Annotated in this window: 10 protein-coding genes; 7 read left to right on the top strand and 3 right to left on the bottom strand. The window is 68.6% G+C overall.

The genetic code is table 11. From position 1 onward, the window contains the following. The first annotated feature begins 53 nt into the window (after nt 1–53). Both PA6_RS15240 and PA6_RS15235 read left to right on the top strand, forming a co-directional pair. The gene (locus PA6_RS15240) at nt 54–695 is read left to right on the top strand and encodes an oxidoreductase (RefSeq protein ID WP_021701831.1); all 642 of its coding nucleotides are present in this window, start codon (nt 54–56) and stop codon (nt 693–695) included. Beyond that, nucleotides 695–1,306 carry a class I SAM-dependent methyltransferase gene (locus PA6_RS15235; protein WP_021701830.1) on the top strand — a complete coding sequence of 204 codons (612 nt, stop codon included), beginning with the start codon at nt 695–697 and terminating at the stop codon, nt 1,304–1,306. Before PA6_RS15240 ends, PA6_RS15235 begins: the two co-directional genes overlap by 1 nt. Here the strand turns inward: PA6_RS15235 and PA6_RS15230 are convergent. Next, nucleotides 1,303–1,941: a response regulator transcription factor gene (locus PA6_RS15230; protein WP_021701829.1), complete on the bottom strand. Its 639-nt coding sequence runs from the start codon at nt 1,939–1,941 to the stop codon at nt 1,303–1,305. The two genes, PA6_RS15235 and PA6_RS15230, sit on opposite strands and share 4 nt — an antisense overlap. Beyond that, nucleotides 1,938–4,226, bottom strand: a complete 2,289-nt coding sequence (locus tag PA6_RS15225; protein ID WP_021701828.1) for a PAS domain-containing sensor histidine kinase — start codon at nt 4,224–4,226, stop codon at nt 1,938–1,940. Before PA6_RS15225 ends, PA6_RS15230 begins: the two co-directional genes overlap by 4 nt. 153 nt (nt 4,227–4,379) lie before the next feature. Here PA6_RS15225 and PA6_RS15220 point away from each other — a divergent pair, with 153 nt between their 5' ends. The 5 genes from PA6_RS15220 (at nt 4,380) to PA6_RS15200 (ending at nt 10,921) form a co-directional block, all read left to right on the top strand. After that, complete coding sequence (locus PA6_RS15220) at nt 4,380–6,002, top strand: acyl-CoA synthetase (RefSeq protein ID WP_021701827.1); 1,623 nt, start codon at nt 4,380–4,382, stop codon at nt 6,000–6,002. Nucleotides 6,003–6,101: 99 nt separating this feature from the next. Continuing rightward, on the top strand, nt 6,102–6,425 hold the full coding sequence (locus PA6_RS15215; protein WP_021701826.1) for a DUF485 domain-containing protein: 324 nt from the start codon (nt 6,102–6,104) through the stop codon (nt 6,423–6,425). A gap of 11 nt (nt 6,426–6,436) precedes the next feature. Continuing rightward, nucleotides 6,437–8,098 carry a cation acetate symporter gene (locus PA6_RS15210; RefSeq protein WP_043216779.1) on the top strand — a complete coding sequence of 554 codons (1,662 nt, stop codon included), beginning with the start codon at nt 6,437–6,439 and terminating at the stop codon, nt 8,096–8,098. 125 nt (nt 8,099–8,223) lie between these two features. Further along, nucleotides 8,224–9,993, top strand: a complete 1,770-nt coding sequence (locus tag PA6_RS15205; RefSeq protein WP_021701824.1) for an acyl-CoA dehydrogenase C-terminal domain-containing protein — start codon at nt 8,224–8,226, stop codon at nt 9,991–9,993. A 61-nt stretch (nt 9,994–10,054) separates the two neighbouring features. Further along, nucleotides 10,055–10,921 carry an MBL fold metallo-hydrolase gene (locus PA6_RS15200; protein WP_021701823.1) on the top strand — a complete coding sequence of 289 codons (867 nt, stop codon included), beginning with the start codon at nt 10,055–10,057 and terminating at the stop codon, nt 10,919–10,921. A gap of 63 nt (nt 10,922–10,984) precedes the next feature. On the opposite strand, the gene PA6_RS15195 is transcribed toward PA6_RS15200, so the two are convergent. After that, nucleotides 10,985–12,028, bottom strand: coding sequence for a TRAP transporter substrate-binding protein (locus tag PA6_RS15195; RefSeq protein ID WP_021701822.1), 1,044 nt, complete (start codon nt 12,026–12,028; stop codon nt 10,985–10,987). Nucleotides 12,029–12,086: the final 58 nt, after the last annotated feature.

Here is a 12,086-nt window from a genome sequence, read left to right as displayed (position 1 = left end):
AGCCCGCTTCTGCCAATTCGCTCTAACCTGATACTGAACAGCGGAGGAACAGCATGTACCTGACGCCCCAGCACATACTGCTCGCCGGAGCCACTGGCCTGACCGGCGAACACCTGCTCGACCGCCTGCTCAGCGAGCCGACCATCAGCCGCGTGCTGGCCCCCAGCCGCAGCCCGCTGGCCGAGCATGCCCATCTGGACAACCCAGTCGGCCAGCTGCGTGACCTGCTGCCGCAACTCGACGGCAGGATCGACGCGGCCTTCTGCTGCCTGGGCACCACCATTCGCCAGGCCGGCTCGCAGGAGGCGTTCCGCGCCGTCGACCAGGAACTGGTCCTGGCCTTCGCCCGCCGCGCCCGCGAGCTGGGCACCCGCCACCTGCTGGTGATCAGCGCCCTGGGCGCCGACCCGCGCTCGTCGGTGTTCTACAACCGGGTCAAGGGCGAGACCGAGGAAGCCCTGCAGGCGATGGGCTGGCCGCAACTGACCATCGTGCGCCCGTCGCTGCTGCTCGGCCCGCGCCGCGAGTTCCGTCTCGGCGAGCGCCTGGCCGCACCGCTGATGCGCTGGATCCCCGGCAAGTACCGCGGCATCGAGGCCGCCGTGCTGGCCCGCGCGCTGTGGCGCCTGGCGCTGGAAGAGGGCGAGGGCACGCGGATCGTCGAGTCTGATGAACTGCGCCGCCTGGGGCGCTGATGAAGTTCTACGACGAGAAGATCCTGCCGCACCTGATCGACTTCGCCTGCGGCATGGGCCAGGTGATGAAGACCCGCGCCCAGATAGTGCCGCAGGCCAGTGGCCGGGTGCTGGAGATCGGCATCGGCACCGGGCTCAACCTGAGCTTCTACGATGCGGACAAGGTCAGCACCATCGTCGGCGTCGACCCGGCCGCACAGATGCAAGGCCTGGCGCGCCAGCGTGCCGCCGCCATCGGCATCCCGGTGGAGATGATCGCCCTGGAGCTGGGGCAGATCCAGGCCGCCGACGCCAGCTTCGACAGCATCGTCTGCACCTTCACCCTGTGCACCATCCCCGATCCACTGGCCGCGCTGCAGGAGATGCGACGGGTACTCAAGCCCGGTGGCCAGTTCCTGTTCGGTGAACATGGCCGCGCGCCGGACCTCAAGGTCCGCGTCTGGCAGGACCGCCTCACACCGCTGTGGCGGCCACTGGCCGGCGGCTGTCACCTCAACCGCGACATCCCGGCGCTGCTCAAGGCCGGCGGGTTCCGCCTCAGGGAAGTCCACAGCCGCTACCTGCAGGGACCGCGCCCGCTGACCTGGGTCTGGCACGGCTGGGCCGACTAGCCACGCAGCGCCAGCGGGTCGACCAGCCCGGCCGCGATGGCCATCCCCACCAGCTCGGGCAGGGTTTGCGCCTGCATGCGCTTCATCACCCGCGAGCGGTACAGATCGACGGTCTTCACGCTGATGGCGAGCTGCTCGGCGATCTCCCGGTTGGTATGGCCACGCACCAACGGCAGCAGCACATCGCGCTCGCGCGGGGTGAGCTGGTCCAGGCACGCCCGCACCTCGGCCAGCCGTCCCGCTTCCGCCGGCGGTGGCTGTACGCGGCTGGCCAGCGCCTGCTGCACGCTGTCGAGCAGCAGCTGCTCGTTGTAGGGCTTCTCGATGAAATCCACCGCGCCGGCACGAAAGGCGCGCACCACGATGGGCACATCGGCATGTCCGCTGACGAAGATCAGCGGCAGGTCGATACCGCGCCGGCGCAGCTCTTCCTGCACATTCAGCCCACCCATGCCGGGCATGCGCACATCGAGCAGCACACAGGCGTTGCGCTGCCGGTCGCAGGCCTCGAGAAAGGCGCGCCCGCTGGTGAACGGCAGCGCCTTGAGGCCGACCGACTCGAGCAGCCAGACGGTGGAATCGAGCATGCCCTGGTCGTCGTCGACCACATACACCACTTGCTCCTGAACGCTCATTCAAGCTCCTCTTGTTGTTGTTCTGTACGCCCCAGCGGCAGGCGGCATTCCAGGACCAGGCCGCCGCCGGCAGCCGGCCGCGCTTCCAGGGCGCCGCCGAAGCCCTCGATGATGCTGCGGCTCATCGACAGGCCCAGCCCCAGCCCTTCCGCCTTGCTGGTGTAGAAGGGGGTGAAGATGTGTTCCAGCGCGTCGACACTGACCCCAGGGCCCTGATCGGTCACCCGCAGGCACAGCAGGCCGCCCTCCTCGACGGCGCTCAGCTCGATCCGCGAGGGTTGCCCCGGATGCGCCTCGCCGTTGGCGTCCATGGCGTTGCGCAACAGGTTCAGCAGCACCTGCTCGAGCAGCACGCGGTCGGCGTAGACCACCGGCAGGCCGGCGGCGAAATCTTCGTCGATGCTCACCTGGCGGCTGCCGGCTTCCCACTGGCACAGGCGCACCGCCTCGCGCGCCACCTCTTCGGGCTGCAGCGCCTGCATGCGCCGCTGGCCCTTGCGCAGGAAGCCGCGCAGACGCTTGATCACCTGCGCCGCATGGTTGGCATGCTCGGTGATGCGCGCCAGGCCCTGGGCGATGCGTTCGGCCGCCTGCGGGTTGCTGCCGAGGCTCTGCAGGTAGCGCTGGCTGGCACCGGCGTAATTGACCACCGCCGCCAGCGGCTGGTTGATTTCGTGGGCGATGCCGGACGCCAGCTCGCCCAGGGTCACCAGGCGCGCGGTGTGCGCCAGCTCGTCCTGGTGCCGCCGCTGCTGCGCCTCGCGCAGTTCGCGCTCGCTCATGTCACGCGCCACCATCGAGTAGTAGCGCTCGCCGCCGGCAGCGCGATGGGCCAGCAGCACCAGCGATACCGGCAGCGGCGCGGCTCCCTGGCGCAGCAGGCGCAGCTCGCCGCTCCACACCCCGGAGCGCTCGGCGGTGTCGCGTCCCTCACCCTGCAGGCGCGCCAGGTCGGCGGCAGCCAGCAGCTCGGCGAACTCGGGCAGCGGCGCAGCGCCGGTCAGGCCGAGCGCCTTGCGGGCGGCCGGATTGAGGTAGCTGAGGCGGCCGTCGGCATCGCTGAACAGCACCAGGTCAGTGTTGGCTTCCACCACCTCGGCCAGGCGCCGGCGGTTTTCCTCGGCCTGCACCCGGGCGGTGATATCGCGCGAGACGCTGACCACTTCGACCACCGTGCCGGTGTAGGTCTCGCGAATCGCCCGGCTGGCGGTCTCGAACCACAGCCAGTGGCCGTCACGATGGCGGATGCGGTAGGTCATGGTGTGGTAGCCATCCTGCGCCAGGGCTTCGCCGGCCCGCGGCATCAGCTGCTTGCGGTCCTGCGGATGCAGCAGGGCCTGCACGCCACGCCCACGCAGCTGTTCCGGCCAGTAGCCGAGCAGCGTCCAGCTGGCCGGCGAGGCATCGAGGAACACCCCCTCGGGGGTATGCCGGGAAATCAGGTCGGTGGTGTTCTCGGTGATCAGCCGGTACAGCCTGCCGGCACGCGCCGCTTCGCGCGCCTCGCGTACCTCGTGCGAAGCGTCGCGGCAGCGTGCCAGCACGCGCTGCTCGACCACATCGGGGATGAAGCACCAGATCAGAATGCGTTCGCCGTCCTGCGCCTCGACGCCCTCGACCGCCCGCCCTTGCGTCAGACATGCCCGCACCAGTTGTTGCCGGTTGACCGGCAGCAGCGCCTCCAGTGCAGCGGCGCCCCGCTCGCCGAGCAGCGCGCGGAAGGCGCCATTCATGTCCAGCGCGCGCGCCTCGGCATCCAGCAACAGCGCCGGCTGCGGGTCCCCGCCGAGCAGCGGGGAGCTGCGCGTCATGCCCGTGGCCAGACCCAGAACCTGCACCAGCAGCTCGCGCAACCAGGCCAGCCAGTGCTGGTCGGCCGCTTGCCGCACCTCGACCAGCAGCAGGCCGGGCCGCCCGGCCATCAGCTCCAGCGCCAGCGCGCATCCCTGGTGGACGGCGGCGCGGCGCAGGCGGCCTGCCAGCCAGCAGGGCAGCCCGCGCAGCGCGGCGAAGTCGATGACCGGCTCATCCTGCAGGCGCTCGAACAGCACCTGGTCGCTGGCGGCGAGCGGATCGCCCTGCCCGGGCGGCAGCGCCACGCCTCCCTCCTGGGCATAGGTCAGGGCGCTCGGCTGCCAGCTCAGGTACCACACCTGGCACACCTGCGGGCAGGCCAGCAGGGCGCTGCGCAGCGCGTCGGCACGCACGGCCAGCGGCGCCGCCTCGCGCACGGCGCGCAGCAACCCCTGAAGGGAAAGATCGGCAGACAGGGCGGCTGATGTCACGGCCAGAGCCTTATAGTAATTAACCTATACAACCATAGTATTGATTCCATACTGAACGCGCAAAAACTATAAATGGCATCCAGAATAAAACCGGTACCTGTCTGATACACCGGATATACCAGAGCTAACAATTCGCCAAAGGTGTCATTTGCCATGTCGATCTACGAGCAAGGCCTGAATCCTGCCCCGGTCAACCACATCGCCCTCAGCCCGCTGAGCTTCATCGAGCGCACGGCGGCGGTGTACCCGCACTACCCGGCGGTGGTGCACGGCGCCGTACGCCGCGACTGGGCCCAGACCTATGCGCGCTGCCGCCGCCTGGCCTCGGCCCTGGCCGGCCGCGGCATCAAGAAGGGCGACACGGTGGCGGTGATGCTGCCGAACATCCCGGAGATGCTCGAGGCGCACTTCGGCGTGCCGATGATCGGTGCCGTGCTCAACACCCTCAATGTGCGCCTGGACGCCGAAGCCATCGCCTTCATGCTGCAGCACGGCGAAGCCAAGGCGCTGATCGCCGACCGTGAATTCCATGACGTGATCCACGCCGCCGTCGGCATGCTCGGCCACCCGCTGCTGGTGATCGACGTCAACGATCCCGAGTACGGCGAGGGCCAGCCGGTCAGCGATCTCGACTACGAGGCGCTGCTGGCCGAGGGTGACCCGGAGTTCGCCTGGCAGTGGCCGCACGACGAATGGGACGCCATCAGCCTCAACTACACCTCCGGCACCACCGGCAATCCCAAGGGCGTGGTCTACCACCACCGCGGCGCCTACCTGAATGCCCTCGGCAACCAGATGACCTGGAACATGGGCAACCACCCGGTGTACCTGTGGACCCTGCCGATGTTCCACTGCAATGGCTGGTGCTACCCCTGGACCATCACCGCGCTGGCCGGCGTGCACGTGTTCCTGCGCCGGGTCGACCCGGCCAAGATCCTCACCCTGATCCGCGACGAGCAGGTCACCCATCTGTGCGGCGCGCCGATCGTGCTCAACGCCCTGGTCAACATGCCGCCGGAAGCCAAGGCCGCCATCGATCACCCGGTCAAGGCCATGGTGGCCGGCGCGGCGCCGCCCGCCAAGGTGATTGGCGCGGTCGAGGAAATGGGCATCCATGTCACCCATGTCTACGGCCTCACCGAGGTGTACGGCCCGGTCACCCTGTGCGCCTGGCATGCCGAGTGGGACGCCCTGCCGCTGGATGAGCGGGCGCAGATCAAGGCCCGCCAGGGCGTGCGCTACCCGACCCTGGAAGGTGTCATGGTCGGCGATCCCAAGACGCTGGAACCGGTGCCGCGCGATGGCGAGACCATCGGCGAGATCTTCATGCGCGGCAACACCGTGATGAAGGGCTACCTGAAGAACCCGACCGCCACCGAAGAGGCCTTCGAGGGCGGCTGGTTCCACACCGGCGACCTGGCCGTGTGCCACCCGGACGGCTACGTGGAAATCCGCGATCGCCTCAAGGACATCATCATCTCCGGTGGCGAGAACATCAGCACCATCGAGGTCGAGGGGGTGCTCTATCGCCACCACGGCGTACTGGAAGCGGCCGTCGTCGCCCGTCCGGACGAGAAGTGGGGTGAAACGCCCTGCGCCTTCATCACCCTCAAGGCCGACCACCAGAACGTGACCCAGGCCGACATCATCGCCTTCTGCCGCGAGCACCTGGCCGGCTTCAAGGTGCCCAGGACCGTGGTCTTCACCCAGCTGCCCAAGACCAGCACCGGCAAGATCCAGAAGTACGTGCTGCGCGACATGGCCAAGGCCCTGTAAGCCCGCCCCCCACTCCGTACCGCCGCTCCGGCGGCCGGCTCATGCCGGTCGCACGGGGAGGCTTTGCCCAGGTTCCACAAAAACAACAAGGAACTTCACATGACCCAGACCTCACCGCATACCCAGCGCTATGCGCAGATCCGCAGCAACCCGCGTTTCCAGGAGCTGGTGCGGCGGCGCTCGCGCCTCGCCTGGAGCCTCACCGCCGCCGTGCTGGGCGGCTACTACCTGTTCATGCTGATCGTCGCCTTCGCCCCCCGCTGGCTGCACGCCCCGCTGGTCGATGGCCAGCAGCTGAGCGTCGGCATTCCGGTGGCTGGCGCCATTATCCTGGTGTCCTGGCTGCTCACCGGCTGGTACGTGCGCACCGCCAACCGCGACTTCGACCGCCTGAGCAGCGCCCTGCTGGAGGAGCTGAAATGAGCCGCCTGTCGATGAACTGGGTACTGACCTGGGCCCTGGCACTGGGCGTGATGCTGCCGGGCGCGTCCTTCGCCGCACCGCTGGTGGCGGAGCGCCAGCCGGTGAACATGACCGCCATCGGCATGTTCTTCGTCTTCGTCATGGCCACCCTGGCGATCACCTGGTGGGCCGCCCGGCAGACCAAGTCGACCGCCGACTTCTACACCGCCGGCGGCGGCATCAGCGGCTTCCAGAACGGCCTGGCGATTGCCGGCGACTACATGTCCGCCGCCACCTTGCTGGGCCTGTCCAGCCTGGTGTTCGCCAAGGGCTACGACGGCTTCGTCTACACCGTGGCGTTCTTCATGGGCTGGCCGGTGATCACCTTCCTGATGGCCGAGCGCCTGCGCAACCTGGGCAAGTTCACCTTCGCCGACATCGTCTCCTACCGCCTGGACCAGAACCGCATCCGCACCTTCGCCGCCTTCGGCTCGCTGACCGTGGTGTGCTGCTACCTGGTGGTGCAGATGGTCGGCGCCGGTCAGCTGATCAAGCTGCTGTTCGGCCTCGACTACCGCACCGCGGTGATGGTGGTCGGCGTGCTGATGTTGGTCTACGTGATCTTCGGCGGCATGATCGCCACCACCTGGGTGCAGATCATCAAGGCCGTGCTGCTACTCGCCGGCGGCACCACCCTGGCCGGCCTGGCGCTGGCCGAGTTCGGTTTCAGCCTGGAGAACCTGGCGCAGCGCGCCGTCGATGCGCATGCCATCGGCAGCGCCATCATGGGCCCGGGCGCCATGCTGGCCGACCCGATCAACGCCGCCTCGCTGTCGCTCGGCCTGGTCTTCGGCATCGCCGGCCTGCCGCACATCCTGATGCGCTTCTTCACCGTGCCCAACGCCAAGGAAGCGCGCAAGTCGGTGTTCTACGCCACCGGCTTCATCGGCTTCTTCTTCCTCGTGGTGATGGTGCTGGGCTTCGCCGCCATCGTCATCGTCGGTCAGGACCCGCAGTTCTTCGTCGACGGCCAGCTCGGCGGCGCGCTGATCGGCGGCGGCAACATGGTGGCCATGCACCTGGCCAAGGCCGTGGGCGGCAACCTGTTCCTCGGCTTCCTCTCGGCCGTGGCCTTCGCCACCATCCTCGCGGTGGTCGCGGGCCTGGCCCTGGCCGGCGCCTCGGCGATCTCCCATGACCTGTATGCCACCGTGCTGAAGAAGGGCCGCGCCAGCGAGCGCGACGAAATGCGCGTGACCCGCATCGCCACCGTCGGCCTCGGCCTGGTCGCCATCGGCCTGGGCATCCTGTTCGAGCAGCAGAACGTGGCCTTCCTGGTCGGCCTGACCTTCGGCATCGCCGCCTCTACCAACTTCCCGGTGCTGATCATGGCCATGTACTGGAAGGGCCTGACCACCCGCGGCGCCCTGCTCGGCGGCTGCGCCGGCCTGATCAGCGCCCTGGTGCTGGTGATCCTGTCGCCGGCGGTGTGGGTGGCGGTGCTGGGCCATGCCGAGGCGATCTACCCCTACGACCATCCGGCGCTGTTCTCCATGCCGCTGGCCTTCCTGGTCATCGTCGTGGTCTCCAGGATGGACCGCAGCGCCCGCGCCGAGCGTGAGCGCGCCGCCTTCGACGACCAGTTCGTCCGGGCGCAGACCGGCCTGGGCGCCGCCGCCGCGTCCAGCCACTGATCCGAGATTGACGCTGTCGGTGGTGATTTCGGTGTCCACCGACCCTACGGACCGTCCTCGCGGCGGTCCCTTTTTATCACCCACCGCCGGAGCCTCGCTCCGGCGCTTTCGTCGAGAGGTTTGCCATGCCCGACTACCACGCCCCCCTGCGCGACATGCGCTTCGTCCTGCACGAGGTCTTCCAGGCCGCGCAGCTCTGGTCTCGCCTGCCCGCGCTGGCCGAGTGCGTGGATGCCGACACCGCCGACGCCATTCTGGAGGAAGCCGCCAAGGTCACCGGGCAGCTGATCGCCCCGCTCAACCGCAGCGGCGATGAAGAAGGCGCGCAATGGCAGGGCGGCGCGGTGACCACGCCGCAGGGCTTCAAGGAGGCCTATGCGACCTATATCCAGGGCGGCTGGGTCGGCCTTTCCGGCAACCCGCAGTACGGCGGCATGGGCATGCCCAAGATGCTCGCGGTGGCCTTCGAGGAGATGCTGTATGCCGCCGGTTCCAGCTTCGCGCTGTACTCCGCACTGAGCTCCGGCGCCTGCCTGGCGATCGACGCACATGCCAGCGAAGCACTGAAAAGCCTCTACCTGCCGCCCATGTACGAGGGCCGCTGGGCCGGCGCCATGTGCCTGACCGAAGCCCACGCCGGCACCGACCTGGGGCTGATCCGCACCCGCGCCGAGGCCCAGGCCGACGGCAGCTACCGCATCAGCGGCAGCAAGATCTTCATCACCGGCGGCGAGCAGGACCTGACCGAGAACATCATCCACCTGGTCCTGGCCAAGCTGCCGGACGCCCCGACCGGCCCGAAAGGCATCTCGCTGTTCCTGGTGCCCAAGGTCATGGTCAACGCCGACGGCAGCCTCGGCGAGCGCAACGCGGTGAGCTGCGGCTCCATCGAACACAAGATGGGCATCAAGGCCTCGGCCACCTGCGTGATGAACTTCGACGGCGCCACCGGCTACCTGGTCGGCGAGGTCAACAAGGGCCTGGCGGCCATGTTCACCATGATGAACTACGAGCGCCTGTCCATCGGCATCCAGGGCATAGGCTGCGCCGAGGCCAGCTACCAGAACGCCGTGACCTACGCCCGCGAGCGCATCCAGAGCCGCGCGCCGAGCGGCCCGCAGGCCACCGACAAGGCGGCCGACCCGATCATCGTGCACCCGGATGTGCGCCGCATGCTGCTGACCATCAAGGCCATGACCGAAGGCGGCCGTGCCTTCGCCTGCTACGTCGGCCAGCAGCTCGACCTGGCCAAGTACGCCGACGACGCCGACGAGCGCAGCCGCGCCGAGGCGCTGGTCGCGCTGCTCACGCCGGTGGCCAAGGCCTTCTTCACCGACACCGGCCTGGACAGCTGCATCCACGGCCAGCAGGTATTCGGCGGCCACGGCTATATCCGCGAATGGGGCCAGGAACAGCTGGTGCGCGATGTGCGCATCGCGCAGATCTACGAAGGCACCAACGGCATCCAGGCCCTCGACCTGCTCGGGCGCAAGGTGGCGGCCGGCGGCGGCGCCAGCCTGCAGACGTTCTGCGCCGAGATGGAGGCCTGGGCCGCTCGCGGCGGCCTGTATGCCGACGAGCTGAAGGACGCCGTGCAGCGCCTGCGCGCGATCAGTGGCTGGCTACTGGAACAGGCGCGCAGCAACCCCAACGAGATCGGCGCCGCGTCGGTGGAGTACCTGCACCTGTTCGGCTACACCGCCTACGCCTACATGTGGGCACGCATGGCCGACTGCGCGGCGGCACGCCGCCACGAAGACGAGCGCTTCCACGCCGGCAAGCTGGCCAGCGCGGAGTTCTTCTTCCGCCGCCTGCTGCCCCGCTGCCTGGGGCTGGAGGCCTGCATCCGCGGCGGCAGCGCGCCGCTGTTCGGTCACGACGCCGAACAGTTCTGAGCCATTGAGCGAGACTTGCGCGGCCTGCCGGCCGCGCCTTTTTATTCCCCCGGAGCGCCTCATGCGAACCCTGACCACCCTGCGCGGCAACAGCCAGAAGCTCGACGGCGGCGCCATGTTCGGCAACGCCCCCAAGGCCCTCTGGCAACGCTGGATGCCGGCCGACGAACACAACCGCATCGATCTCGGCTGCCGCGCCCTGCTGGTGCGCGAGCCCGACCGCAACATCCTCATCGAGACCGGTATCGGCGCCTTCTTCAGCCCCGAACTGAAAGCCCGCTTCGGCGTCCAGGAGTCGCACCATGTGCTGCTCGAAAGCCTGGCGGCCGAAGGCCTGAGCGATGCCGACATCGACCTGGTGATCCTCACCCACCTGCATTTCGACCATGCCGGCGGCCTGCTCGCCGCGTGGCAGGAGGGCCAGCCGCCGCGCCTGCTGTTCCCCAACGCCCGCTTCCTGGTCGGGCGCCGCCAGTGGCAGCGCGCGCGCAGTCCGCATCCGCGCGACCGGGCCTCGTACATCCCGGAACTGCTCGATCTGCTGGAGGCCAGCGGCCGCCTGGAGCTGCTCGACCAGCAGGGCCAGTCGCCGCTGCTCGGCGGCGACTGGCGGCTGCACTGGAGCGACGGCCACACCCCCGGGCAGCTGCTGCCGGAAGTCGCCATGCCGGGAGGCCCGGTGGTGTTCGCCGGCGACCTGGTGCCCGGTGCACCCTGGGTGCACCTGCCGCTGACCATGGGTTACGACCGCTTTCCCGAAGGCCTGATCGAAGAGAAGGAGCGCCTGCTCGACAGCCTGCTGGCCCGCGACGGCCGCCTGGTGTTCACCCACGACCCGCAGATCGCCATGGGCCGGGTGATGCGCGATGACGCGCAGCGCTACAGCCTAGTCGACAGCTGCGCCGAGGTCCGCCAGCTGAGCCGCTGAGATCGCCACGCCGGGCGCTGGCCCGGCGCGCGGCGACGAACGCGCCGCGAGGAGGCCGGGCACTCAGTAGCGATAGGGCGGACCGGCCTTGTCCATCAGCGCGTTGTAGCGCTTGAAGGTCTCGACCACCTTGGCGCAGCGCGGGCTGGTCTTGGCGATCTCGTCCCAGAACTTGCGCGCCTCGTCCTCCACCGTCTGCCACTCCGCGGCGGGAATGGTGGTCAGCTTGAGCTTGTCACCCTCCACCCGCAGCTTGGCCTCGCCGCCCCAGTACCAGTGCTGGCGGTAGTAGTGCGAGCTGTCCATGCACAGGCGGAACAGGTCCTTGAGCTTGTCCGGTACTTCCGCCCACTTCTCCGAGTTGGCGAAGTAGGAGCCGATCCAGGCGCCGGAGATGTTGTTGGTGAGGAAGTACTTGGTGACGTTGGCCCAACCCACCGTGTAGTCCTCGGTGATGCCGGACCAGGCGATGCCGTCCAGCTCGCCGGTCTGGATCGCCACCTCGACGTCCTCCCAGGGCAGCGTCACCGGGATCACCCCGAAGCGGGCGAGGAACTTGCCGGCGGTGGGGAAGGTGAACACCCGCTTGCCCTTGAGGTCGGCCAGCGAGTTGATCGGCTCGACCGTGGCGAAGTGGCAGGGGTCCCAGGCGCCGGCGCCGAGCCAGGTCACGCCCTTGACCTCGGCGTAGGCCTCCTCCCAGATCTGCCGCAGGCCGAACTGTTCGAACAGCACCGGCACGTCGAGGCTGTAGCGGGTGGCGAAGGGGAAGTAGCCACCGAACACGGCGACGTCGACCGGCGCGGCGATCGAGTCGTCGTCACTCTGCACCGCATCGATGGTGCCTTTCTGCATGGCGCGGAACAGCTCGCCGGTGGGCACCAGCTGGTCGGCGAAGTACAGCTGGATCTCCATCTGCCCCTCGGCGACCTTGTTGAACGCATCGATGGAGGGCTTGATCACGTGCTCGGCCAGCGCCGGGCCGGCGTAGGTCTGCAGGCGCCAGGTGATTTTCTTCGGTTCCGCGGCGTAGATGTGCGCCGAGCCCAGGGCTGCAGTGCCGCCGGCCAGCGCGGCGGTCTGCAGGAACTTGCGTCTCGTAGTCATGCTGTCGTCTCCAAGCGTTGAATGGAGCCGCACCATTGCGCCTCCCCTCTCTCCCAGA

Source organism: Aquipseudomonas alcaligenes NBRC 14159, from assembly GCF_000467105.1.
Taxonomy (GTDB): Bacteria; Pseudomonadota; Gammaproteobacteria; order Pseudomonadales; family Pseudomonadaceae; genus Aquipseudomonas; species Aquipseudomonas alcaligenes.
This window is presented reverse-complemented; position numbering and strand designations above follow the sequence as displayed.